The 25735-nt window shown below is 38.3% G+C and carries 24 protein-coding genes; 18 read left to right on the forward strand and 6 right to left on the reverse strand.

Annotation, left to right across the window (positions count from 1 at the left end; genetic code table 11):
- Positions 1 to 20: 20 nt before the first annotated feature.
- The 3 genes from ABMA70_RS14330 to ABMA70_RS14340 form a co-directional block, all read right to left on the reverse strand.
- Entirely contained in the window at positions 21 to 1142 is a 1122-nt protein-coding gene (locus tag ABMA70_RS14330; RefSeq protein WP_158246875.1) for a lipocalin family protein, read from the reverse strand.
- Positions 1143 to 1267: 125 nt separating this feature from the next.
- Positions 1268 to 1873 carry an FKBP-type peptidyl-prolyl cis-trans isomerase gene (locus ABMA70_RS14335; protein WP_103218094.1) on the reverse strand — a complete coding sequence of 202 codons (606 nt, stop codon included), beginning with the start codon at positions 1871 to 1873 and terminating at the stop codon, positions 1268 to 1270.
- Between the two features lie 83 nt (positions 1874 to 1956).
- Positions 1957 to 2724 carry a hypothetical protein gene (locus ABMA70_RS14340; RefSeq protein WP_392992547.1) on the reverse strand — a complete coding sequence of 256 codons (768 nt, stop codon included), beginning with the start codon at positions 2722 to 2724 and terminating at the stop codon, positions 1957 to 1959.
- 70 nt (positions 2725 to 2794) lie between these two features.
- Between ABMA70_RS14340 and ABMA70_RS14345 the strand changes: the two genes are divergently transcribed.
- From ABMA70_RS14345 to ABMA70_RS14395, 11 genes are all read left to right on the forward strand, one after another.
- On the forward strand, positions 2795 to 3331 hold the full coding sequence (locus ABMA70_RS14345; protein ID WP_103218092.1) for a DUF924 family protein: 537 nt from the start codon (positions 2795 to 2797) through the stop codon (positions 3329 to 3331).
- Positions 3332 to 3345: 14 nt separating this feature from the next.
- Positions 3346 to 3675 (forward strand): hypothetical protein, encoded by a 330-nt coding sequence (locus tag ABMA70_RS14350; protein ID WP_103218091.1) that lies wholly within the window; start codon positions 3346 to 3348, stop codon positions 3673 to 3675.
- Positions 3676 to 3708: 33 nt separating this feature from the next.
- On the forward strand, positions 3709 to 4041 hold the full coding sequence (locus ABMA70_RS14355) for a hypothetical protein (RefSeq protein WP_146037857.1): 333 nt from the start codon (positions 3709 to 3711) through the stop codon (positions 4039 to 4041).
- Positions 4042 to 4090: 49 nt separating this feature from the next.
- Entirely contained in the window at positions 4091 to 5314 is a 1224-nt protein-coding gene (locus tag ABMA70_RS14360) for a TolC family protein (protein ID WP_392992544.1), read from the forward strand.
- Positions 5311 to 5829: a hypothetical protein gene (locus ABMA70_RS14365; protein WP_392992542.1), complete on the forward strand. Its 519-nt coding sequence runs from the start codon at positions 5311 to 5313 to the stop codon at positions 5827 to 5829. Before ABMA70_RS14360 ends, ABMA70_RS14365 begins: the two co-directional genes overlap by 4 nt.
- Positions 5830 to 5846: 17 nt before the next feature.
- Positions 5847 to 8966: an efflux RND transporter permease subunit gene (locus ABMA70_RS14370; protein ID WP_392992540.1), complete on the forward strand. Its 3120-nt coding sequence runs from the start codon at positions 5847 to 5849 to the stop codon at positions 8964 to 8966.
- A gap of 173 nt (positions 8967 to 9139) precedes the next feature.
- Positions 9140 to 9922 carry a hypothetical protein gene (locus ABMA70_RS14375; RefSeq protein ID WP_392992538.1) on the forward strand — a complete coding sequence of 261 codons (783 nt, stop codon included), beginning with the start codon at positions 9140 to 9142 and terminating at the stop codon, positions 9920 to 9922.
- A 120-nt stretch (positions 9923 to 10042) separates the two neighbouring features.
- A complete protein-coding gene (locus ABMA70_RS14380) occupies positions 10043 to 11155 on the forward strand; it encodes a hypothetical protein (protein ID WP_392992536.1) in 1113 nt (370 codons plus the stop codon).
- Between the two features lie 33 nt (positions 11156 to 11188).
- On the forward strand, positions 11189 to 11704 hold the full coding sequence (locus ABMA70_RS14385) for a hypothetical protein (protein WP_103218084.1): 516 nt from the start codon (positions 11189 to 11191) through the stop codon (positions 11702 to 11704).
- A 493-nt stretch (positions 11705 to 12197) separates the two neighbouring features.
- On the forward strand, positions 12198 to 13028 hold the full coding sequence (locus ABMA70_RS14390) for a hypothetical protein (RefSeq protein WP_392992534.1): 831 nt from the start codon (positions 12198 to 12200) through the stop codon (positions 13026 to 13028).
- A gap of 90 nt (positions 13029 to 13118) precedes the next feature.
- Positions 13119 to 13949 carry a hypothetical protein gene (locus ABMA70_RS14395; RefSeq protein ID WP_392992532.1) on the forward strand — a complete coding sequence of 277 codons (831 nt, stop codon included), beginning with the start codon at positions 13119 to 13121 and terminating at the stop codon, positions 13947 to 13949.
- Between the two features lie 106 nt (positions 13950 to 14055).
- Here the strand turns inward: ABMA70_RS14395 and recQ are convergent, their stop codons facing one another.
- Positions 14056 to 15939 carry a DNA helicase RecQ gene (gene recQ, locus ABMA70_RS14400; RefSeq protein ID WP_392992531.1) on the reverse strand — a complete coding sequence of 628 codons (1884 nt, stop codon included), beginning with the start codon at positions 15937 to 15939 and terminating at the stop codon, positions 14056 to 14058.
- Positions 15940 to 16069: 130 nt separating this feature from the next.
- Here recQ and ABMA70_RS14405 point away from each other — a divergent pair, with 130 nt between their 5' ends.
- The 3 genes from ABMA70_RS14405 to ABMA70_RS14415 are packed head-to-tail and all read left to right on the forward strand — an operon-like array spanning position 16070 to position 19816.
- Positions 16070 to 16660, forward strand: coding sequence for an arylesterase (locus ABMA70_RS14405; protein WP_392992529.1), 591 nt, complete (start codon positions 16070 to 16072; stop codon positions 16658 to 16660).
- Positions 16660 to 17337, forward strand: coding sequence for an ABC transporter ATP-binding protein (locus ABMA70_RS14410; protein WP_103218076.1), 678 nt, complete (start codon positions 16660 to 16662; stop codon positions 17335 to 17337). Before ABMA70_RS14405 ends, ABMA70_RS14410 begins: the two co-directional genes overlap by 1 nt.
- Positions 17327 to 19816: an ABC transporter permease gene (locus ABMA70_RS14415; RefSeq protein ID WP_392992526.1), complete on the forward strand. Its 2490-nt coding sequence runs from the start codon at positions 17327 to 17329 to the stop codon at positions 19814 to 19816. Before ABMA70_RS14410 ends, ABMA70_RS14415 begins: the two co-directional genes overlap by 11 nt.
- Positions 19817 to 19855: 39 nt before the next feature.
- Here ABMA70_RS14415 and ABMA70_RS14420 read toward each other — a convergent pair whose 3' ends face one another.
- Both ABMA70_RS14420 and ABMA70_RS14425 read right to left on the reverse strand, forming a co-directional pair.
- Positions 19856 to 20518 carry a hypothetical protein gene (locus tag ABMA70_RS14420; protein WP_103218074.1) on the reverse strand — a complete coding sequence of 221 codons (663 nt, stop codon included), beginning with the start codon at positions 20516 to 20518 and terminating at the stop codon, positions 19856 to 19858.
- Between the two features lie 216 nt (positions 20519 to 20734).
- A complete protein-coding gene (locus tag ABMA70_RS14425; RefSeq protein ID WP_103218072.1) occupies positions 20735 to 22330 on the reverse strand; it encodes an ABC-F family ATP-binding cassette domain-containing protein in 1596 nt (531 codons plus the stop codon).
- Between the two features lie 190 nt (positions 22331 to 22520).
- On the opposite strand from ABMA70_RS14425, the gene ABMA70_RS14430 reads away from it, so the two are divergent.
- The 4 genes from ABMA70_RS14430 (at position 22521) to ABMA70_RS14445 (ending at position 25699) form a co-directional block, all read left to right on the forward strand.
- On the forward strand, positions 22521 to 23465 hold the full coding sequence (locus ABMA70_RS14430; protein ID WP_393022270.1) for an alpha/beta hydrolase family esterase: 945 nt from the start codon (positions 22521 to 22523) through the stop codon (positions 23463 to 23465).
- A 96-nt stretch (positions 23466 to 23561) separates the two neighbouring features.
- Positions 23562 to 24023 carry a BLUF domain-containing protein gene (locus ABMA70_RS14435; RefSeq protein WP_158246872.1) on the forward strand — a complete coding sequence of 154 codons (462 nt, stop codon included), beginning with the start codon at positions 23562 to 23564 and terminating at the stop codon, positions 24021 to 24023.
- 37 nt (positions 24024 to 24060) lie between these two features.
- Entirely contained in the window at positions 24061 to 25293 is a 1233-nt protein-coding gene (locus ABMA70_RS14440) for a TIGR03862 family flavoprotein (protein ID WP_392992522.1), read from the forward strand.
- A complete protein-coding gene (locus tag ABMA70_RS14445) occupies positions 25286 to 25699 on the forward strand; it encodes an HIT domain-containing protein (protein WP_392992520.1) in 414 nt (137 codons plus the stop codon). The genes ABMA70_RS14440 and ABMA70_RS14445 overlap by 8 nt, the downstream gene beginning before the upstream one ends.
- Positions 25700 to 25735: the final 36 nt, after the last annotated feature.

Raw genomic sequence — 25735 nt, forward strand, 5'->3', positions numbered from 1 at the left:
GAATCTGGCCCTTCTTTTTTCTAAAATATTACTTCAGTCTCAACTGGATCTGTAATTACAATATCCCCATCATGATCACCGTCATGATTGTCACCATCTGTATGATCATTAGGCTCAGTTGGTTCTACTGTCGGTTCAGTTGGCTCAGCAGGCTCAACAACTTCATATACTGGAGTTCTCTTAATATACTCCGGTCTAAAACCTTGATTTACAGCAATTTGTACTAATTCTTCATATTTTGACTCAGCAATTTCTCTGTCACGAGTCAAAATGAAGAGCGTATTTCTATTTCTATCAGCTACGATAGCTTCAGTATATTCTTCATCGAGGTGGATGATTTGGTAGTCGCCAGCGCCAACACCAAAGTATCCAAGTAGAGGAACAAAGCTAACCTTAAGTTTTGCATTTGAAATCTTATCCACTACTTTTGCATAAGCTTTATCAACTTTTTCTTCACCATTAACTAGCTGACATGAGTTTTTAACTCTAATGCGGTTGTGCTTAAGCTTATACTCTGCTTTTGTTCCCTGACATCTTAGGTTAAAGAAGGCGTCATATGCACCTTGTTGGTACCAAGTACCAAGGTAGCGAGATAGGTCAACATACTCAACTGTTTGGAAGTTGTTTGCAGGAAGCTCTTCAGAAGGTAGTAATACTTCATTGATTTCATGAACAATGATATTTCTATCGTGTTTCTTTAATGTTCCAAGACGTAGTGTACTTGAGTTTAGGATAAACTCTTCACTGTCTTGATCCACAAGAATAACTCTTCCGTGGAATGTCTTAACTTCTTTCTTTTGTCTAAGATCGCTTTTTTCGTGGCGGCCATATCCAATGTGATAAAGTAAAAGCTTTCTTAGCTCAAGTGGATTTGCTAGAAGGTACTCAACTGTTTCAGGTGGTAACTTAGCAAATGCTGCATCATTCGGTGCAAAGATAGTGATCGGGTGATCGATTGTTACGATATCATCAAGGCCTGCAATTTTGGCCGCGCTTAAGAAATTTCTAAAACGTTTTGTGTGCTTCATTGCACCGACTGTCTCTGTTGTTGATAATTTTACTTCTTCTCCGCTTTTTCTTTCTGCAAGAGCAGTATTAAAGAAAAATGGTAGTGTTGCCAAAAAGATTAATACTTTTTTCATGAATCCTCCCATAAGTTATGGATGGAAATGTAGCTTTTTATTAACAATTTAGAAGTTTAAGTTTGGTTAAGAAAGGTTATGAGTGAGTTAAGAAAAAAGGGCCAATGACTTGGCCCCTATGAAACTTATACGTTTGCTTTGATAAGTTGTACTTTGAAAATAAGAGTTGAGTGTGGAGGAATCTTTGCTCCTGCACCGTGCTCACCATAAGCAAGCTCAGATGGGATTGTTAGTTCCCAAGAGTCTCCCTCTTTCATCAGTTGAAGAGCTTCTGTCCAACCCTTAATTACACCACCAACAGGGAATTGAATTGTTTGTCCTCTTTGGTATGAAGAATCAAAAACAGTTCCATCAATTAGTTTACCTTCGTAGTGAACTTCTACAGTAGACTCTGCAGATGGAGTTGCTCCTGAACCTGCTTCTAGAACTTTATATTGTAGACCTGAAGCTGTTGTTGATACACCTTCGGCTGCTTTATTAGTTTCAAGGTATGCACGACCTTCTTCAGCTAGCTTGTTCGCTGCTTCAGCAAGTTGTCTTGCCATGTGCTCTTGGAACTCAGTCATTGTTTTTTGAGTTTCTTCTGGTGATAGTTGGCTTGCTTCACCTTTCATTGCAGATGCTACAGCATTTGCGAAAATTTCAGCATTGATTTCCATTCCTTGTGCAACAAAATCAGATCCAATTTGGCGACCGATAATGTAGCTTACTTTTTCCATATGAGTTTCCATTAAATACCCTTTGTTTGGTTAAAATCTACTAATAGTGGGCACCTTAGCATTTAATGGAGAACATGTCGAAAAATAGGAGGTATTTAGCGCAATGTTCCGTTTTTCTCGCCACCTGGGTACCAACATTCTGGACGCTCTAGGTCTAAGATTCCGTTAATCATCGTATCAAAACGACATTGGGCACTAGGATAAAATGACGGGGCAGTATTTAGCTCAGTCGCTACATTTGAAGAGTATGTCGAAAAACTTACTTCATCACCATTGCTTTTAAAGAAGGCCTGATCTGCTTCCATAGCAGTTAGAAGTCTTAGACAAGTAAAGTACTCATGCTTATCTTGTTTTGAGCATAGATCTTTGTAGATTGATTTCTCTTTTACTTCACGTAATTCTGGAAGGTATTTAAAGACGATCGCCAAGCAGTCTTTTGTTGCAAAGTAATCAGATTGACCTTCCATTGAAGAGTGATAGCCCATATTCATTGGATCATCTTTCTTTGGAGCTCCACCGATACCGTGTCCGATTTCATGGCATGCTGTTAATGCAAGTCCATCTGGAGTCATTCCTGCTAGACGGCCAAAACCACCCATTAAGTAAATACGGTGTTCAATTTGATCTTCTTGATTTGTGGCCTGAACATATGAGGCATGGATCATATCAATATCCCACCAATACGAATCAGGTAAACCTGCAATTGGTAAGTTAATTTGTAAAACTTCATTTTGTGACGGGGCAAGTTCACTATAAGCTTGGTAAAGAGCAGTTTTTACTTGCTCATACTCATCCTTGCTAACGGCCGCAAAGACTGATTTTGTTAATGTAAATAAACACGCTAGAAGGATTAATTGTTTCATGACAAGGTTCTACCTAGATTTCGAATTTTGAACAAGATATCGGGTAATTTTTCATTAAGTAGGAGAGTTTATGTATCACGAAGTACTTGATTTTTGGTTTGATGAGCTTACTGAAGAGCAAAAGTGGATGAAAGATGCTCGAATTGATCGCGAGATTGAAGAGCGCTTTGGCAGACTTCATACAAAGGCAGCAAAAGGAGAGTTATTTGAATGGAGGGAGGAGCATCTGGGTCGTTTGGCCGAAATTATTATCCTCGATCAATTTTCTCGTAATATCTATCGTGGTGATGCACGCTCTTTTGCAAGTGATGATATGGCCTTGGTTTTAGCTCAGGAGGCCATTTTGCAAAAAACAGATGAAGGTTTTACGACTAGAAAGAAACACTTTCTCTACATGCCCTATATGCACAGTGAATCTCTTACCATTCAAAAAGAGGGATTAAGACTATTTGAAAAATTAGATAACGACATGGCCCTTCAATATATGCATCAGCATATGGCCATCATTGAGCGCTTTGGCCGCTATCCACATCGCAATGGAGTTCTTGGTCGAGAGTCAACACCAGAAGAGATTGAATTTTTGAAAATGCCAAATTCTAGTTTCTAAGTTATGATTAAAGAATGAAAGATGCAAAATTAGTATGGTCTGATGAGGCCGGTGATTTAAGAAAAAAAAATAGTAAAAATAATTCTAATGAAGAAGTTAACGAGTCTGAACTTGTTCTTAAAATTAGAAGGCTTACTTCTGGAAAAGGAAGAGCAATCGTTGAAATAAGTGATCTTCCAGCAAATAAGAAGTGGTGTCAGAAACTTGCTAAAGATTTAAAGAAGTCTCTAGGGGTTGGTGGCGCTTTTAAGAACGACTATATTGAAGTTCACGGTGAAAAGCTTGATCAAGTTAAGGCGCACTTCGATAAAAATAATTTAAAGTGGAAACAGATTGGAGGCTAGACTCCAATATCTGAGCATGTTAGTATTTTACTCATGATGCGAATTCTACTTTCACTATTCACAGTCTTTATGATTTTTGTGAGCTTCACTCATGAGGCCCATGAAATTAAATTGTCTGTAAATAATATGGAGAGTACCAAAGTCGAAAAATCTAAATTGGACCATCCAGATCATTGCGACGATCACGACAGCGGTTCTGATCACTGTCATATTCATTGTACAGGTCTTCACTTCTTGGCCAATCTCGAACATACTGTCGAAATTAAATTACCTCTAATTGAAATTAATATCACACAAACACCAAGATTGGATTTCTTCAAATCCCCATACCTCGACCCGGCAAAGAAGCCACCTTCTTTATCGTAACATTACAAATTTAAAGTTTTAACATTCTTATTTTTAAAGGATTAATGCGATGAATACTAGTCGAAGTAGCATCGTGATTCTCGCTTTGTGCATGGGCATAAATACCTATGGACAGAGTTGTCGTATCACAGATGCCAATGAATTTTTGAAGCAAATTAAATCGAATCATCAAGTGAATCTCTTGGCAAAGGTCAATGAGGAGATGCTTGATGGTGAAATCAATTCGGCCAATCAGGTTTATAACCCTGAGGTTGAAACAGAAATTGTCACGCCTGGAAAAAATGAGATTTCCTCGATGATTAAAGTCACTCAAACTTTTGAGTTAGGGGGCAAGAGGGGATCGCGTAAGACGTGGGCCCAGAGAATGAAAGAGCTTGGTAGCCTTGAATTTAAAGGGGAGAAAGAAAAGGTCGTTTTAGAAAATATTCTAAATATGTATCGCCTTAGACAAGTTCAAGAACTTATACCTGTCTATCAAGAGTCATACGATTCTCTAAAGAAAGTTCTTGATAAAAAGAGCAAGATTAGGAAAGCGCTTTCGCCAAGCCAAGAGGTTGAGTATGAAACACTTTCTTTTGCCATGGATGATTACTATATCAGGCTATCTGAATTACATGCTGAAAAGTCTAAACTCCAAGTTCATCTGAAATTGAATGCGGGAAAGAATTGTGTCGTCACAAAAAGTGCTCTTCCTGAGTTGTTCCAATTTAAGAAGATAAACCTTAAGTCATTAGAGTTAAAAGATAGCACTGACTATAAGAAAGGACTCGCACAACTTGCTGTTGCAAAAGCTGAGTACGATGTCGCCAAGTCTAATGCTTATAGTGATCTCAGAATTGGCCCGATGTATGAATACTCCAAAGTTGATGATGAGAAAGAGCATGCCTTTGGTCTAAGCCTTACTTTTGACTTACCAGTATTTAATACAAATGATGGAGCAAAGGCCAAGGGGATGGCCGCAGTTAAAAAGGGTGAGTACCAAGTTCGCTACGATGAGCTTGATCTTCAAATCGATCTTAGGAATTGGATTCAAAAATATCAACGTTACAAATCAGTTTACAAGAAAATGATTTCTCAGGCGGTCTTAGAAAAGAAGCATAAGAGAATAGAAAAGCTCTTTGATCGCGGTGTGATTTCAACATCGCTAATTATTGAGGCCCACAGGCAAATGGTGGACTTTTCCATTAGGCGAAACGACTACGAAATGGGAGCAGTCGAAGCTTTATGGAATATCTATTTACTAAGAGGAACAATCCTAGAGGAACAAATATGAAAAAAATATTCTTAATAATATTACTGATCGGTTTAGTTGGTTGTGAATCTCATCATGACGAACACAAGCATGACGAACACAAGCATGAGGAACATTCTGACCACGACGATCATGATAAGCACGATGACCATGAAGAACACGGCGATCATGAAGAACATGGCGACCACGACGATCATCATGGACACGGGGAAGAGAAAACTGGTGAAGGCAAGGCCATCACGAAAGTTGATGAAAGGCACGGTTTTCAGTTGTCTAATGAAGCGCAGAAGAGACTTGCTATTAAAACAACTACGTACACAAAGGGATTTGTAAATATCCCAGATAGTGCCTACGTTGTGGTTGGTAAAGAGCGTGCGCTTTATCGTAAAAGAGCTGGCTTCTTTAAGTTAATAGACGAGCATGAGCTGACTGGAGCATTCACTAAAGGGGATGAAATTGTTGTTAGCGGAATTGGTCTTCTTCGCGTTTCAGATATCTTCTCAACAGATGAGTCTGAATATGGCCACGCACATTAAGGACGGGAGCAAGAATCATGATGAATAAAATAATTGAATTCAGTGTTCATAACCGTCTCTTTGTTTTTATTGCCACAGCAATTCTCATCATTGGCGGTATTTACTCTTTTGATAAATTATCAATTGATGCTGTTCCAGATATCACAAATACCCAGGTGCAGGTTAATACTCCTGTTGAAGGGCTAACTCCTGAAGAAATTGAAAGAATGGTAACGTTTCCAATTGAGTCAGCTTTAACGGGAATGCCTGGTGTTGAGCAAACCCGCTCAGTTTCTAAATACGGAATCTCTCAGGTTACTGTTATCTTTAGTGATGATGTGGATATATATCGCGCCAGACAACTTACTTCTGAAAAACTTGTTAATATCGATCTTCCTATAGGAATGAAGCCAGAGATGGGGCCAATCAGTACGGGCCTTGGAGAGATCTTTCACTACTCCTTAAGTTTTAAGGGAGAAGTAAAAACTGAAGAAGAGGAGATGCTGAAGCTTATGGAGCTTCGCTCAATCCAAGATTGGTTGATCAAGCCAAGACTTCTAACTGTTAAAGGTGTGACAGAAGTTAATACAATTGGTGGTTATGAGAAGCAATATTTCATCCAACCAGATATTAATAAAATGGCCCGTTTTGGAATTCACTTTGATGATATTGAAAACGCCATTGAGAGTACGAACCAGAATGTTGGGGGAGGCTATATTCCTCAAACAGGAGAGCAGCTACTTGTTCGCGGAGTTGGCCTATTAAAGAATATTTCGGACATTGAAAATATTGTCATTAAGCGACTTGGTTCTCTTGATATCATTCGCGTAAAAGATGTTGCAAAAGTTAAATTTGATAAGGAAATACGAACTGGAGCGGCGACTCATAACGGTAGAGAAGTTGTCATTGGAACGGCCTTCATGCTTCTTGGGGAAAACTCGCGTGCAGTCTCAACTAGGCTTGAAGAGCGTATTAACGAGATTAAAAAGGATCTTCCTTCATGGGTAAATCTCGAAATCGTTTATAATCGTTCGAATATGGTTAATGCTACCTTAAGTACAGTTGAGCATAACTTAATTGTAGGTGCCGGACTTGTGATGGCCTTTCTCATGCTTCTTGTGGGAAATATTAGGGCCGCAATTATTGTTGCTGCTACCATTCCAATATCTCTTTTAATTACTTTCATTCTAATGCGCTGGCAAAATGTTTCAGGAAATTTAATGAGTCTTGGTGCTCTAGATTTTGGGATCATTGTTGACGGTGCCGTTATTGTTATTGAAAATTGTGTCCACCGCTTACAAAAGAGAACAAAGGAAATTGGGCGCGCCTTAACACGCGCTGAAATCAAAGATCTTGTTGTCGAAAGTGCAATAGAAATTCGTTCTGCCGCAGGCTTCGGTGAGATCATTGTCATTACTGTTTTCATCCCTCTATTTGCCCTAACTGGAGTTGAAGGGAAGATGTTTGGTCCAATGGCGACAACTTTCATTATGGCCCTTGGTTCGGCCCTCGTTCTATCTTTTACTTTAGTACCAGCATTGGCCGCAACATTCTTAAATTCAAATACTAAAGATCGTGAACCTAAGATCATGCTTCTTGCCAAGCAAGCTTTTGCTCCAATTTTAGAATTGGCCCTTAAGTTTAAAAAGACTGTCCTTGGCCTTGGCGTATCTGCCATTGCTCTGGGGGGAGTTCTTTTTATGGGCCTAGGATCTGAGTTTATTCCTCAATTAGATGAGGGGGACTTTGCGGTTCAGTTTATTCGCCCAGCAAACATCAACATTGAAAATTCCATCCATCTTCAAAGATTAAGTGAAGATGTCATCAAAGAATTTCCACAAGTCAAAACAGTTTTTGGGAGAACTGGAGCAGGTGAGATTAGTACTGACCCTATGGGGGTTAATATTTCGGATTCATATGTCATGCTTAAGCCAGTTGATGAATGGCCAAAAAGTGATCTTATTCAAAATAAGAATGATCTAATGGAGGAAGTGAAGAAGGCCCTCGCCTTAAATATACCAGCTCAAGTGGCAATGTTCTCTCAACCAGTAGAACTACGTTTTAACGAGTTACTTGAAGGAACAAGGGCATCTGTTTCAGCGAAAGTTTACGGGGAAGATTTAAAAGTCATAGAAGAGATTGCCAATAAGGTTTCTGAAGCCATTGCAAAAACACCTGGAGCAGGTGAGGTTGAAGTTGAATCAAAGGGGCTTTCTCCAATGATTCAATACACGCCAAAGCTTGAGGAGCTTGCAAAGTTAGGTGTTAGTAGCAAACCTGTTCTTGATGTTATCTCAACGGCCATTGGTGGCAGCAAGGTTGGTGATATTTATGATGGTGTTAAGAAGTATCCAATCATGACTCGCTTATCTGCTAATGAGAGATCTGATGTGGAAACAATTTCAAATCTTCCGGTGGGGATTTCTGAAGGGTACACTGTTAAAATAAAAGATGTCGCAGATATTGAACTTTCTGAGACATACTCATCGATTAATCGTGAGAATTCAACTCGAAGATTGGCCATTTTAATTAATCCACAAACTCGTGATATTGAAAACTTTGTTAAGGTAGCAAAAGAGATTGTTGAGAAAGAAGTAACTCTTCCTGAAGGTTATTATATCGAATGGGGTGGAAGTTTTAAGAATCTTATTTCTGCTAAAGAAAGACTAAGTATTCTGGTTCCATTGGCCCTGCTTCTCATTTTAGTGATGCTCTATGCGGCTTTTAAAAACTACGCCCAAGTCTTATTGATTTTTCTATGCGCACCAATGGCCCTCATCGGTGGAGTTCTATCACTAAAGATTTTAGGATTACCATTTAGTATTTCTGCTGGTGTTGGATTTATCGCTCTGTGCGGGATTAGTATTCTAAATGGTGTTGTTCTTGTGACTTACTTTAATCGACTCTTAGCAGATGGAAAATCACCTGATGACGTTGTGAGGGAGGGGACAATGGTTAGACTTCGTCCAGTTCTTATGACGGCCTTAACGGATATCTTTGGTTTCCTACCGATGATTTTTTCAACTGGGCTAGGGGCAGAGGTTCAAAAACCGCTAGCGACAGTAGTCGTTGGAGGGATTATTTCAGCAACTCTTCTGACTCTTGTCGTTTTACCTTCATTATATCGGTTATTTATTGAGCAAATGAAGACAGAATAAGCTCTAAGGTCTTGAAATTTAAGAATATTCTTAAGTTTCAAGACCACTTCTCCTTGTTTAAAATAGGCGTCTAAATCTAAGACATCCATTGGTAAATTTTCAAATTACTCGATAGATTTGCTGGATGTGCTATTTTATTGCCAATCTTTTAAGAAGGTAGCAGGGAGCCTGAATTGAATAAATTTATTATTGCCACAGCAATCACTTTATTAAGCACTCAAGCATTTGCATCATTATCTGTTAATGATGGATTATCAAGTTGTCGCTTTTCAAATAATGAGGCCGCAATAAATTATGCCCGTGCCTTAGACGGCTCTACTAAGGCGGCAGCTCTTTTAAAGAGAGGAGATCTTGGTCAGGTTGAATCATGTTCGACGGCCATGACAGAAGCTCTTGCAAAGGGTGTAAGTTATAATGAATTAGCTAAGACTGTTAACACAAATTTCAATCACCTTGAAAATGGAATGGAAATTACGATCGAGCTTCGTGGTAAGGACTTCTATGAAGTTAAGGGAGATGCTCTTACTGGAACAAAGTCGACAATTGAAGGTGACTTCGACATGGTTATTAGTGTTGAAGGCTCACGTAATGAAATCTCGCAAGGAGTTCCTACTAAGCAAATACTTAATAAAATGAAATTAAACGTTGTCTCTAAAAAAGCAGTTCAAATTATCTTTGAAGAGCATGAAATTGATATTGTGGTACCAGCAGTGGTTAAGAAGACTTTATTTGGTAAGCTAAAACAAATCTCAATTAGTGCAGAGAACTTAGAAAGAGCAATCGCTCCAGCTCTTACGGCCCAAGGCCTTGATTTAGCAGAGGGCTTCAAATTGAATACGGAAAAAGGGTCTTTCACAATGGACTACTCTGTTTCAGCAATGGATTGTGGAGTCAATCAGCTCGATGAATTCGAGTGTGGCTCATCTTTTATCTTTCAATTATCAGCACAATTTTAATTGGCATAACTAGGGCGAGGCCATGTCGATGGCCTTGCTATCTTACTGATATCTTTAGATCTCTGACATAAATATTTAATAATTGATATAATTACTCCGTTAAGCGTATGGGAGATAATTATGAGGAATTCAGTTATTAAGTTCTTGGTACTTGTTGGCCTTTTGGCGACAGTGTCCCAATCTCATGCAAAAATGATTGTGGAGAAAGAAGAATATTCTGGAGAAGCAATCGTTGAAGACTTCGCTTTAAAGAATTTTTACCGAAGGTTTGTGAATATCACAGATAGTTACAATCAGAGGCGCAAGGATCCAGAGTCTTATGCGCAATCCTTTAAAAATATCAAAGAACAGCATAAGTACTTTCGCTGGTTAAAGAAGAACAAAATTGGTGAACTTCCACCAGCAACTATTAGTAATGGTATAGCTACCATTAGGGTTGGAAATTATAAATTACAATATTCGATTCAAACCCTAGTTAAAAACCAGTTCCTCTTAAATGAGCGTCCTATCGACCTTCAGAAGCTCGACTTTAATAAGGCGTTTAATGAGTTAACGGATAAAGTTAAGGCCACTCGTAGGTTTACTGTCCTTGATTTATTAATTCCGACGGCCCATGCTGATGCCATGAGTGGACTTGAAAATACTCTCTTAGCAACCATGCTCTATGTGAATTCTGACTTCGCAGAAAGAGAGTGGTGTATTTCTTGTGATGATGAAAATGCAGAGGTGACTAAAAAGAATCTTGAGAGACTTCTAACAAGAGTCGATCAAATGCTTAATTCTTGTGAAAACGAAACAGCTAAGATTGAAGATATTTATTCAAACCTTTCATTCTTTGCAGGGGACGATGATCAAGGTGGTTTCCGTTCTCAATCAGCATCAACTTTAAAGAATCACTTTCCTGCTATTGAAGGAGAGCTTAAGGATGTTTCTTGCGAGAAGCTCGTTTACAATGTGTACAAAGATGAAATTAATCCAGCGGATAGAAATCTCTTTGTTGAATACTACCGCTTAACACCAGAAAGACAGGCCCGAAATCAAAAAGCGGTGGCCAATTATAAAAGAATTGTTAAATCAAAATGCGATCGTATCGCAGCTCTTAATGTCTGTATGATCAGTAATTATTATGGAGCTGAGGATATTTACAATGATTCACGCTCTCCAGGACAAAAGGAATACGATCGCCGTCGTAAGCCTTCGAAAGAGTATCAGATTCGCGGTATTACTCAATAGGCAGCTTAGGAATTATGTGATAAAAAGACGACTATGGAACAATTACAAGAAACATTAGAAGAAATATTAGAAAGAGTAGAATTTAAGAAAATGGATCAATTTGAAGAACTTCTTCATAAATGTATCCACGTCTCTAATGACTCATCAAAAAGTACATATGCAATCTATGAAAATATGGTTTTCAAATTAGATGCATTCTTTAAAGGCTTTGTTAATTTTCAAAACGAATTCGGTAAGGATAAGAAATACATTGCTGCAGTTCATGCACTAAGTGCCATCTGCTATGGCCTAGGAATTGATCTTGAAGACGAAGAGCTTTTCATCATTTACCATCTAAAAGACCAAGGTAAATTCAGAAAAAGAGAAAAAGATCTTCACGCTGAGCTTAAAAATCTTTGGGCCGGCTATCCTTACAAAGAATTTGCTATGGCCGATGTGGACTTCTCTCACTCATTAAAAAACTTAATGCGTGCAAAATTCATCGACTACCGTCGCGGAAACCTTCATATCAATCAATCTTTGATTATACGTTTTAAAGATCGCTATTAAGCACCCGCAAAATTGGCCGCCCTAAGGCGGGCTATTGTTTGCGGTGCTAGGCCCCCAACTCTTTAGCTAGAGATTAGCGTCGAGAGCGAGGGTCCAAGCCCGAGCGGTTCGTCTCAAGGCCACCCGCAAAATTGGCCGCCCAAAGGCGGGCTATTGTTTGCGGTGCTAGGCCCCCAACTCTTCAGCTAGAGATTAGTGTCGAGAGCGAGGGTTCAAGCCCGAGCGGTTCGTCTCAAGGCCAATGGGAAAGTTAACGCATAAAAAGAACGACATTTTCACGAAGTGAAAATCAGCTAATAACTCTCAAAAATTATCATAAATTTAAATATATAGAAGATAATTCTATTTTAATCCTAAAGCGATTAAATCTATTGAATTTATACCTGTATAATGTCGATAAGCATTCATGATTTATTTAAGATTGAGTAACGCCGAGTCAATGAGTAAGCACCAGGAAACGAATGTAAAATTTACTCTCAATAGGGAGATTTGAATGAATAAATTAATAATAGTCAGTTTAGTTGCTTGTTTATGTTCTAGCGTCTATGGACGTGATCTTTTATATGGAACTTTTGAGCAGCGATTCTCTGGTGATCTCAAAAAAAGAGTTGATAAAAATATATCCGAATTTAAGACAGAAGCCGATAAGATAGAGAAGAAATATGAGATATATATTTCTAGCTGCGTGAGTAGTCTGAAAAAAAATCAAAACCTTAAAGAGTTTACAGACTGCGAAAGGAGGCAGCGTTATTTATTTAAGAAAAAGTTTGGAGAGAGTCCTGGTTACATCATTTCTAAAATTGATTTGAATATTGAGAATATCTATGTCGCTGATATATTTAAGAGCGCTAAAGGAAAAGAGTCTATTGGGAAACTAGGAATTAAATTTGAGAAAGAACCTGGTTCAAGAAATGGAGTTCAAGTTAAGATTTATGTAAAGCTAAAGAACGAACATTACTCTGATTTTGTGTTTACGTATGGAGTAGTGGAGAAGTTTGAAAATGGACGTGTAAAACTTTTATCAAATCAAGATATGTGGATAAATGTTGATGATGTGAAAGAAGTATTTAAATTTAAAGACGATGTTTTTAAACTTACAAGAGAAGAGTTGAAAAAGAAGTACACGTTTGCTGGAAAAAGTTTAGGTTGCGAAGGTAAGAAGTTTGCATGCGTTGATAGTTGCGGCGTTAGCAAGGTGAAGGACGATCATGTGATCATGTATCTTGAGAGTGATGATGACCTATTAGATGAGGACAAGGTACTGATTATTGAGTTGTTAAATTCAAATGGTGAGTTTGCTTGTTATGTAAATTTACTTCTTTAAGTAAAATGGCGGAAACTCCGTTTACTGCCTTTTGATAGACTGGAACCGAATGCTAAAAAATGAAAATTTACTCTCAGCAGGGAGATTTGAATGAATAAATTAATAATAGTCAGTTTAGTTGCTTGTTTATGCTCTAGCGTCTATGGACGTGATCTTTTGTATGGAACTTTTGAGCAAGAGTATTCTGGCAGCATTAAAGCGCAAATTGATAAAAATATAACCGAATTTAAGACAAAAGCCGATAAGATAGAGACGCAATATGAAAAATATATTTCTGATTGTAAAAGTAGTTTTAGAATTACTCGTAATTATAAAGTATATGCAAATTGTAAGATGAAGCAAGGTTATTTGTTTGAGAAGAATTTTGGAGGCAGTCCTGCTTACATCATTTCTAAAATTGATTTGAATATTGAGAATATCTATGTCGCTGATATATTTAAGAGCGCTAAAGGAAAAGAGTCTATTGGGAAACTAGGAATTAAGTTTGAGAAAGAACCTGGTGCAAGAGATGGAGTTCAAGTTAAGATTTATGTAAAGCTAAAGAACGAACATTACTCTGATTTTGTGTTTACGTATGGAGTAGTGGAGAAGTTTGAAAATGGACGTGTAAAACTTTTATCAAATCAAGATATGTGGATAAATGTTGATGATGTGAAAGAAGTATTTAAATTTAAAGACGATGTTTTTAAACTTACAAGAGAAGAGTTGAAAAAGAAGTACACGTTTGCTGGAAAAAGTTTAGGTTGCGAAGGTAAGAAGTTTGCATGCGTTGATAGTTGCGGCGTTAGCAAGGTGAAGGACGATCATGTGATCATGTATCTTGAGAGTGATGATGACCTATTAGATGAGGACAAGGTACTGATTAATGAGTTGTTAAATTCAAATGGTGAGTTTGCTTGTTATGTAAATTTACTTCTTTAAGTAAAATGGCGGAAACTCCGTTTACTGCCTTTAAACTTTGTGATTTTTTTATGCAAGGAAAGCGCAAAATTACTTCAATACAAATTCTTATCGGTAATGATCAGAATTATAAATCGTTATTAAGGGCCTCAAGGAAAATCTTCCCAAAGCGCTGAAGCTTCTTAGGTCCAACCCCATAGATGCTTTCGAGATCGTCGAGAGTTTGTGGGCGTTGGGCGGCCATCTCCATAAGAGTCTTGTCTGGAAAAATCTTAAAGGCCTGTGTGCGTTTTTGTTTGGCAAGCTTTGATCGTAGAACTTTTAAATTCTCATACATTGCTTTATCAGTTCCATCATTTGGCCTATATGTGGCGACAGCTTTCTTTCTTGTGGTGGCCTTCTTGCGAACTGCTTTCTTCTTTGTTGCTTTTGTTTTTGTCGCAGTCGACTTCGAAGCAGGTGCACCTTTTTTAAAGTCTGCACGAATCATGACTTCCTTGCGATCTTCGATAACATCGATGGCCGATTGAGTAAGTTTAATTTCTGAGCTTCCATCCATAATCATCTTAAGATGGCCTTGGGCAATTAGTTGGCGACAAAGAGAATAGAGAAACCCTTCGTCTTCCTTACTTGCATAACCAAAGCTTGTGATATGGTGGTGGCCATTTTTTTGAATGACACCAGAGATATTTCCTTTGAGAACATCGACGATATAGTGGACGTTGTAGCGCTGGTCAGTTTCATAAACACAAGTGAGAACGGCCTTGGCTATTTCAGTTGCATTAATAAGCTTCTGCTTAGTCTGTTCACTTAAGCAGATATCACAATTTCCACATGGCCCTTGATAGGGGTCATTAAAGTAATTAAGAAGAACTTCGCGGCGACAAGTTGTGGCCTCGCAAAAACCAAGAATGGCATCAAGCTTTTCTTCATTTACTCGGCGACGAGCTGCTGCGCCAACGCCTTTATTAGCAATTCTTTTTAAAAGAACAAGATCTCTTAGTCCATAGAACATAAGAACTTGAGAAGGGAGTCCATCTCGTCCTGCTCGTCCCGTTTCTTGATAGTAGGACTCAAGACACTTTGGCATATCCATATGGGCAACAAAGCGTACGTCGGCCTTATCAATTCCCATTCCAAATGCAATGGTTGCCACAACGATGACATTCTTTTGAGTGATAAATTTCTCTTGAACTTTTTCGCGGTAATTGGCACTCATTCCCGCATGGTAGGCATAGGCCTTAAAGCCCGCTTTAACTAATTTGTCGGCACATTCTTCAACACCCTTGCGTGAAAGGCAGTAGACGATTCCTGATTGGCCATCAAGATTATCTTGAACAAATTGCGTGAGACGATAGAAGTCTTTTTCTTTCGTTGTCTTCTTTTGAACTTCGTATGTAATATTTGGTCGATCAAAAGAGCTGATAAAGAGATTTGAGCCATGGAGGTTTAGACAGCGAATGATCTCACCACGTGTTGCTTCACCGGCCGTAGCGGTAAGAGCAATGCGAGGGATGTCGGGAAATTTCTTTGTGATCATGCCAAGCTGCATATACTCAGGTCTAAAATCATGGCCCCATTGAGAAACACAGTGTGCCTCATCAATGGCAAAGAGAGAAATCTCAATGCGCTCCAAAATTCTCTGAAAGTATTCATTCATCATACGCTCTGGCGAGACATAGAGGATCTTAATATTTCCGTTGAGAAGATTTCCCACAATATCATCCTGTTCACTATGAGAAATTGAAGAATTTAAGTAGGCTGCTTCGACGCCTTTTTCAATAAGGGCGTCAACTTGGTCTTTCATAAGAGCGATTAGGGGAGAGATAACAATGGCCGTCCCAAAGCGGGCAAGTGCTGGAATTTGATAGCACAAGGACTTCCCACCACCTGTTGGCATGAGGACCAGTGCGTTATTTCCTGCAATGACACTTTCCACAATCTTTTCTTGATTGCCGCGAAAGGCATTATAACCAAATATTTTTTGAAGTATCTCGATTCCTTGACTCACTTATCTAGTTTAACTGATGAAAGAGGGCCAGCAAAGCATTAATAAAGGCTTTGTTAAATCTTTGTAAAAAAGCGAAATGAACTTCGCTATTTTTGCTGTGATGCCCTAAAATAAGATGATTGGAGTTGTTATGAATAAATTTTTACTAGTTCTATTAATTAGTCTCTCAACATTTGCTGCGCCAAAAGTTCTCTTCCTCGGAGACTCTCTTACTGCCGGTTATGGAGTTGATCCAGAGAAGGCCTACCCAAATCTTGTGAAAGATATCTTAAAAAAAGAAGGTATTGAAATTGAAGTGATGAATGCAAGTATTAGCGGTTCTACTTCAGCTTCTGCTGTTTCTCGCCTTAAGTGGTCTTTAAGAGGAAAGCCTGATGTTATGCTACTTGCTCTTGGGGCAAATGATGGACTTCGTGGAATTAAACTTGTGAGTACAAAAGAGAATTTAAAAAATGCTATCAAGCTTGCAAAGAGTAAGGGAGTAAAAGTTATTTTGGCCGGAATGCAGATTCCACCAAATTATGGGCCTGAATACACAAAAGAATTTCAAAAAATGTTTCCTGATTTAAAAAAAGAAGAGGGAGTTACACTACTGCCATTCTTACTTAAGGATGTAGCAGGACAGCGTCAGTATAATATTGACGATGGCATCCACCCAAATGAGGAAGGACACAAGATTATTGCAAAGACGGTCGCACCGTTTATAAGGAAAGCTTTATAATGACTGAATTAGTATTATCACTTAAAGAAGTGAGAAAGGATTTTTCTCAAGGAGAAGAAATCCTCAATGTTTTAAAAGGTGTTGAGCTTGGAGTTAGCGAAGGGGAGACCATCGCAATTCTTGGAAAATCTGGTAGTGGAAAATCAACTCTCTTATCACTCTTATGTGGAATTGATGATGCCACCAGTGGTGATATTTCATATCGCAATAATTCACTCAAAGATCTAAATAGCGAAGAGATCACAGATCTTAGAGCAAAGCATATTGGTGTGGTCTTTCAACAATTTCATTTATTAGAACATCTAAATGCATATGAAAATGTCCTCTTACCGCTCGAAGTAAATGGTAATGGCCATCAGAAAGATCGTGTGGATTACTTTCTTGAAAAAGTAGGGATGAGTCACCGAAAGACGCATTTTCCAAATCAGCTAAGTGGTGGAGAGAAGCAGCGAATTGCCATTGCTCGCGCTCTCGTTACTCACCCAGGTGTTCTTCTGGCAGATGAGCCAAGTGGAAGTCTTGATGAGAATACTGGTGATGAAGTCATGAATCTAATCTTTGATATTGTTCGCGATGAAAAGATGAGTCTTGTTCTTGTCACTCACGATAAGGATTTAGCAAAGAGGTGTGAGAAGATTTATCACTTAGAAAATGGAGTGCTAAGTCTTGAAGCTTAAAATGGTTATGCGAGAGCTTAGAAGCTCTCCAATGTTCTTTATTATTTTTATTCTAAATCTCTCTATTGGAATGGTTGGACTATCAACTATTGAAGTTTTTAAGTCTTCATTTGATAGTGCTCTAACAGCGAAATCAAAATCACTTCTAGGCTCTGATATATCGGTTAGTTCACGAATTGCCATTACTAAGGATACTTTAGAAATCGCAAAGTCTAATCTCGATTATAGTGAAATGACTCGCAATCGCTCTTTGTATTCGATGCTCTTTAACGGTGAAAAAAGTCGACTCGTCAATATAAGAGGACTTGGTCAAGGGTTTCCTTTCTATGGTGATATCCGATCAAAGAGTGGCAAGAGCTTTCGCGATTTAAAAGAGAATGAAGTCTTTATTTATCCTGAACTTGTTGGTCAACTTGGACTTGATGTAGGCAAGGAAATAAAGATTGGATCACAAATGTTTAAAGTGGCAGGAATCGTCGAAGAAGATGGCTCTGCAGGCTTTTCGATGGGACAACTAGCACCAAGACTTTATTTGAAAAATGAAGTTCTCGATTCAACTGATCTTATCAAGCCTGGAAGTACAATTTGGACAGGTCTTCATTTTAAGATGGCCAAAGAACTAAGTGACAAAGAACTTGTTAAAACCGAGAAAAATCTAAAGTCTAAAATAATCGATTCTTCAATTCGTATTCGCTCTCCTCAATCTAACTCTGAAAGAGTGGGGCGCTCAATGGATTATCTAAGTGATTTCTTAGGTCTTGTTTCATTATGTGGACTATTTCTTGCGGGGCTTGGACTCATTTATCTTTTTAGAGGATTTCTTTTAAAGCGAAGAAAGGATCTAGCAATTCTTGGCTTCATTGGGATGAAGAAGAAGGATATCTTTAAGATCTACACGCTTAAACTTTTCTTTTTAGGTTTATTTGGATCACTTCTTGGAATTGCTATTGGTTCGGCCTTCAGTCCAGTTATTCAAACCATGGTCAGTAAGAATCTTGGCATTAATATTGAGTTACAATTTAGTCTAGCGACTTTCTTTGTCACGATGGCCGTTGGGGTTGCTTCAACTATTGTATTAGCTCCGGCCTTAATTATTCCTTATTTAAGAGTTGATCAAAAAGCGCTCTTTGATCACGATACAAGCTTATCTAATAATATTTCCGATTACCTGCTATTTATCCCAATTGTACTTTTCTATTGGGTGATGGCCATTTACTTGTCTGAGAGCTTAATTATTGGAAGTGCTTTTATTGTAGTCTTCTTAATTATTATCGGAGTTTTCTTTCCTGTAGGAAGTCTTGTGCTTTCATGGCTTGGAAAACTTAATCCTAAACTAAGTCTATCTTCTAATATGGCCTTTAAGTATGTGACTCGACATAAGATTTCGACTCTCTTTATCTTCTTATGTCTGTTCATTTCAACAAGTCTCATGACGCTAATTCCTTCGGTGAAAAATATTATCGGCGCGGAACTTTCGATGCCTGCAGAGGAGCGTCCTGTTTATTTCCTCTTTGATATTCAGCCTGAGCAAGTTGAAGAGTTGAAGACTTTTGTCACAGATAAAAAGCTAGATCTTCTAAATATTAGTCCGATGGTACGTGGACGTCTGGTAAAAATTAACGGTGAAGGTTACGATCCTGAAAAACTTGGGGATTTAACACGAGAGGAGCAAAGGGAGCAGCGAAGTCGTAACCGAAGTGCAAACTTAAGCTACCGCGATCATCTTGTAAGGGGTGAGGAGATTGTCGAAGGACGTTTGCCTAAGCGTTTTGATTTTGAAACAGATGAGGTTGCAGAAGTATCTCTTGAGCAGCGCTATGCGAGTCGACTAGGTATTAATCTTGGAGATGAGCTAGAGTATAATATTCTTGGAATGCCTATTCTTGCTAAAGTTGTAGGCTTTCGCTCGATTCGCTGGACGAGCTTCTTACCAAATTTCTTTATTTCATTTGGCCCAGGTATTCTAGAAGATGCACCAAAGACTTTTATTGCGGCCATTGGCAAAGGTGAGGGGGATGTTAATGATCAGCTTCAATCTGACTTTGCGGCCAAGTTTCAAAACGTGTCTTTAATTGATATTCAAAGCTCTCTTAAAAGAGTGGCAACAATTATGGAGAGTATCACAAAGATTCTTGTTACGATGAGCTTCATCGTCTTTCTTGTGGGGCTGCTTGTGATTTATTCTCTGATAGCTCATCAGTTAGAGTCTCGAAGAGATGATATCTCTCTTATTAATATTATTGGGATTCGTTTTAGCGAGATTAGAAAATCAATTATGAAGGAGATGGCGCTTATGTCAGTAAGTGCTGTTGTGGTAGGAATTACGTTAGGTCAACTTGTTACTTTTGCTGTTGCTAAATTTCAATTTGATTTAAATTATATTTTTAGTTCTACTGAAATTATTGGCTTTGCCATTTTAATTATTGTTCTTTCAATTCTAATTTCTTTTTCTTCATTTAATCGATTCATTCGAAAATAAAAAAGGGCCACATAATGTGGCCCCATATAAGTATTGAATCTACCAGTTATATCTTTCGGCACAGAAATAACGGTAATTGTATTCGTAGTCATTTAATTCATCACGTAAATCTGCACAAAGGTCATATCCAGTTGAACAAGAATACGTGTAGAAAGTTCTTTCGACTGTATCACTCCAGCTATCAACAAGTTCATAGTTACAAGTATCGTAAGCACTGTAGCGATGGCGGTAACCATTGTAGATAAAGTATGGATAGTCGTAATCCCAGTAGTAACCATCAACATATGAAACACTTACTCTTAACCAGCGATTATTATAAACGTAAATAGGTCTAATCGTTCTGTGGTAGTCTCGTGCAGATGTCCATCGACGGTCGTGTCTTACATAGTCACGGTTTGGAGTGTGACGGTAGCGGCGGTAAGCACGTGTCGGATCAGGTCTTGTTGTGCGACGGTCGTCGTATCTTCTGTCGTCATAACGTCTGTCATCATAACGTCTGTCATCATAACGTCTGTCATTGCGACGATCATCATATCTTCTGTCACGCTGTCTATTTTGACGTGAGTCTCTATCATATCTAGCATCACGTGAGCGACGATTTCTTAATTCGTCATCGTTGTTATTTCTTCTTCCTCTACCTGGGGCCGCAAAAGTCGTTGCTGTCAGGGCCGTAAGCACTAATAGTAGAACCAATTTTTTCATAAATCTCCCTCTGAGTTTTAATTGAATTTGGCCAGTTCTAACGTGGGGGATGACTTTTTTGAAATTAAAATTTTGTTTAGCTAAAGAAATTTACTTTCTTACATCTTTTATTACGGGATTTAGTAGACTTAGAGAACTTTCTTACAGGAATTCACCTTGTAATAAGGTAAAAGTGACAAAAAGGCCTCAAGAAGAGGCCTTTAGTATTTATAGCAATTATGATTTTGATGCTAAGTAATCATCGTAACTAACGTACTTATCTTCAATAACTTTTCCAGTTGTGTGGTCAAGGTCGATAATACGGTTTGCTACTGTTTGAATGAACTCATGGTCATGTGAAGTAAAGATTAGGTTACCTTTAAATCTTTCGAAACCTTCGTTCACTGATGTAATACTTTCTAGGTCTAGGTGGTCTGTTGGACCGTCAACTAGAAGTACGTTTGCACCTGAAAGCATAAGCTTTGACATCATACAACGAACTTTCTCTCCCCCTGAAAGAACATTTGTCTTCTTAAGAGCTTCCTCTCCTGAGAAAAGCATCTTACCAAGGAAGCCACGAATAAATGTTTCGTCTTTGTTTTCAGAGTATTGTCTTAGCCAGTTTACAAGGTCGTTCTTACCATCCATGAAATAGCTTGAGTTATCTTTTGGAAAATATGAATTCGTGATTGTTACACCCCATTCTACAGTTCCAGCATCTGGCTCCATTTCTCCCATAAGGATTTTCATAAGAGTTGATTTTGCAACGTCATTTTCACCAAGAAGAACGATCTTATCGTCTTTGTTAAGCATGAAAGTAACATTATCAAGTAGCTTAACACCATCAATCGTTTTAGAGATTCCTTCTACTCGTAGAATTTCTTTTCCTGCTTCACGCTTAGGATCGAATTGTACGAATGGGTATTTTCTCGTTGATTGTGGAAGGTCTGTCAGCTCAAGCTTTTCAAGTTGCTTTTGTCTTGAAGTCGCCTGAGAAGACTTTGAAGCGTTGGCAGAGAATCTTTGGATGAAGGCCTTAAGTTCTTTGGCCTTATCTTCAGCTTTCTTATTTTGGTCTGCACGAAGTCTCTGAGCAAGTTCTGAAGATTTTCTCCAGAAGTCGTAGTTACCAGCGTAAGTAGTGATCTTACCAAAGTCGATATCTGCAATATGTGTACAAACCTTGTTTAGGAAGTGACGGTCGTGGGAAACAACAATTACAGTCTTTTCATAGTTAAGAAGAAAGTTTTCTAGCCACTGAATCGCTTTGATATCAAGGTTGTTTGTCGGCTCATCCAGAAGAAGAATATCTGGAGATCCAAAAAGTGCTTGAGCAAGAAGAACCTTAACTTTCTCTGGCCCTGTAAGCTCTTTCATATATTTGTAGTGGTATTCAGTTCCAATTCCAAGACCAGAAAGAAGAATACCTGCTTCAGACTCGGCTTCGTAACCATTCATTTCAGCGAACTCACTTTCAAGCTCTGCTGCTTTCATTCCATCTTCATCACTGAAATCTTCTTTCATATAGATTGCGTCTTTCTCTTTCATAATTGAGAAAAGTTTTTCGTTACCCATAAGAACTGCTTGAAGAACTTGTTCTTCTTCGTACGCAAAGTGATCCTGCTTTAGAATTGAAAGGCGCTCACCTGGAGTGATATTGATTGAACCAGTATTTGGCTCAACTTCACCAGAAAGAACCTTGATGAATGTAGACTTACCAGCACCGTTGGCACCAATTAAACCGTAGCAGTTACCCGGAGTAAATTTGATATTAACGTCTTCAAATAGCTTCTTGCCACCAAAGCTTAAGCTGACATTGGATGTGGAAATCATAAATCGTCCTTATTTAAATTTTAGATGTATTAACGGCCCATAGCTTAATCTATTTAATGCGATTAGTCCACGGATTTACGGGAGTGTTAAAGGAATATTATTTTTACTTTATTGCTTTCAACTTTACTGGAGCCGGATCGCTCAGATCAGTATGATACTGATATTACAAGGGGTCAGAAAGGAGTTAATGATGAAATTCTGGGCCACGCTCGTGGTGATAATCTTCTTTTTATTTAAGGCCACTCTTGTTTATGCTGGCCACCCTCATTTTCGAACAACTTATAAATTAAATGTGTCACAACAAGGACATCCTGCGGCACTATTAGAGTTGCCTCGGCGCTATTATCAAAAAGAGAAATGGCCACTCATCGTAAATGTTCATGGCTACACAAGCTCAATTTTTATGCAGTATATGTTTACTCGTCTTTCATTCTACAAGGACGTTCTTGGCTTCATGATTCTCACTCCAGAAGGGCGTAAGGATATTGAAGGTGAGCATTATTGGAACGGTGGAAATTTTTGTTGTGACTTTTATAAATCCGGTGTCGATGACACTCTCTATATAAAAAACCTTATCGACTATATAGCAAACGATCCTCGATTCAATCGAGTTGATATGAGTCGAATCTATTTCTTTGGACATTCTAATGGTGGATTCTTTTCTTATAAGATGGCCTGTACTTATCCTAATTATGTTACAGCAGTTGGAGTTTTGGGTGCAACTCTTGATCTTAGAGATGAAAATGGTGAGGTCATCATTGAACAGGATCCATGCCCTAATGTAAAGGCCGTGCCAATATTTCATATCCACGGCACAAAAGATAAAACCATTCCTTTTGTGGGGAAGGACTATTACCCTGAACATCCTTTTGGGCATATCGGGGCCCAGGAGGCCGTTGATAAGTGGATCTATCACAATCGATGTAATAACCAATCTGATGAAAGTCGCACTAATGCAACATGGTTTGTTCGTGGTAAGGAGACGACAATTAAAACATACGGTGACTGTGAAGATGATGCAGTAATTAAGTTTGCTGTGGTGAAGAAGGGACAGCATAAGGAGTTTTTAAGACTCTATTTTTATCGAAAAATGCTTAAGTTTTTTCTGAAATTTAGCAATGTAGAAGCACAATGAAATGATTCATTATTAAGCTGCAATTTAAGTATTCTTGTCTTCATTTGCCTTTTGAAACATCTATAATAAAAGCAAATGTGCAGCAAGGTGGTCTCTATGAGCAAAGAATATCAAATCATTTATATCAGCGAAAAAACAGGCGATTTTAAGCCTGAGCAGGACTTGGATAAGATTGTCTCTTCGTCATTTCGAAATAATAATGCAAGAGATGTGACAGGTGTACTGATGTATAATAGTGGCTTCTTTTTTCAGGTTATTGAAGGAAAGAAAGATGATGTGATTTATACATATAATAAAATTATTTTGGATCCACGCCATCAAAATGTGAATTTATTGACTGATCGTGAGATCGAAAATAGAAGCTTTGAAAATTGGCCATTGGCCCTTGTTAAACTAAATGACATGGACTTAGATGTTATTGATCATGTGATTGCTTGGAATGATTTAATCAATGATTCCCGTCGAAATGAGCCAATATCTCAGGAGAAAGTGGATCGCTTGATCGAAGCATTGCGCTACAAAATTGATATGGATACAATCTCGTCAAAAGCTGCTTAGACTTTTCTCCAACTTGCTTGCGTGATAGTATTCTATCATGTCAAATCAAGTTGTCGTTGCCATTGTTGGAGGAGGCCCCGCAGGCCTCTTCTGTGCTTATGAATTATTGAATTCTAAAATTGAGGGAATTGAGGTTCACCTGTATGAACAGACTGGTGGTGTCGGGAAGAAGTTCTTAGTCGCTGGAAATAGTGGTCTCAATCTCACTCATAGTGAGAAGCAAGAAGAGTTTGCTAAAAAATACTTTAAGGATGAAGCACGCTTTCGTTCTTTATTAAAAGACTTCAACGCTAATGATTTAATCGAATGGGCAAATACTCTTGGTACTGAGACATTTATTGGTACTAGTGGCAGAGTATTTCCAAAGAAAATGAAGGCCGCAGATATCTTACATCAATGGATGAATTCACTAAAGTCTCATGAAAATTTTCATCTTCATTTAAAACATAGTCTTACTAATATAACAGCTGATGGTGATTTAATCTTTAAGCACGATCATAGCAATAAGACGCAAAAAGCTGATTACTATATTTTGGCCATGGGTGGAGGAAGCTGGACTAAGACAGGTAGTGACGGTGTTTGGATGGAGTATATTGAAGCTCTCGGTGTGAAGACTGCACCACTAAAGGCCATGAATTGTGGTTTTGAAATCAATTGGTCTAAACACTTTCAAGATAAAGTTGATCGTGGCTTCGTTAAAAATATAGTTGTTTCTAATGAATCCCAGAACGCCAGAGGTGAGATCATGTTGACTCCTTACGGTGTTGAGGGGGGAGCTGTCTACGCTATTTCCAACGGACTTAGAGATGAATTAGAGAAATCAGTATCGACGAAACTCCACATCGACTTCAAACCAGACTTAAAGAGGCAAGATGTTATTGAGAAATTGTCTCGTAGAAATAAGGACTCATTAACTAATCGTCTAAGAAAGAACTTAAATTTCGATAAGATTGCAACTTCATTACTTTATGAAGTTCTTGATCGCTCAAAAGCACAGGAAGATGTTAATTACTTGGCAGCGATGGTTAAGGATTGTGAGATAGAAGTATTAAGGGCCAGACCAATGGATGAGGCCATTTCTACTTCTGGTGGTGTTTGTTTTGAATCATTGAATGATGACTTGTCAGCAATTAAAAATAATCAATATTACTTTGTAGGAGAGATGCTAGACTTTGAAGCACCAACTGGTGGCTATCTCTTACAGGGATGTTTTTCTAGTGCATATCGAGTTGTGAAATCGATAAAGGAAAAAGAAGGTATCAATGTTTAAACTACATGAAGTTTTAAAAAAAGATTTAATAGAAATTACTGATATGAAACTTTCAAAGCTTATGCTTTTACCTGATCAAGAAAATCCTTGGGCAGTCTTAGTTCCAAAAAGAGAAGAGATTCGTGAAATTCATGAACTCTCGTGGGATGATCAGGTGACGCTTCTTGAGGAAATCAATGAAGTAAGTCGCTTTCTAAGCGATAACTATCACCCTAAAAAGTTAAATATTGGGGCCCTTGGAAATATGGTCTCTCAGCTTCACGTCCATATAATCTGTCGTTATGAAAATGATCGTTCTTGGCCTGGAGCAATATGGGGAACGAAGGCAACTAAAGAAACCCATAATATCAGTGACTTAGAAAGTACATTTCGAGCACATTTTGAAGCGTCGCGTCTGTCAAAGTGACAAGGATCAGCAAAATAAATTTTTTTTCCTTTTTTC

This window comes from Halobacteriovorax sp. XZX-3 (genome assembly GCF_043196495.1).
Classification (GTDB): domain Bacteria; phylum Bdellovibrionota; class Bacteriovoracia; order Bacteriovoracales; family Bacteriovoracaceae; genus Halobacteriovorax_A.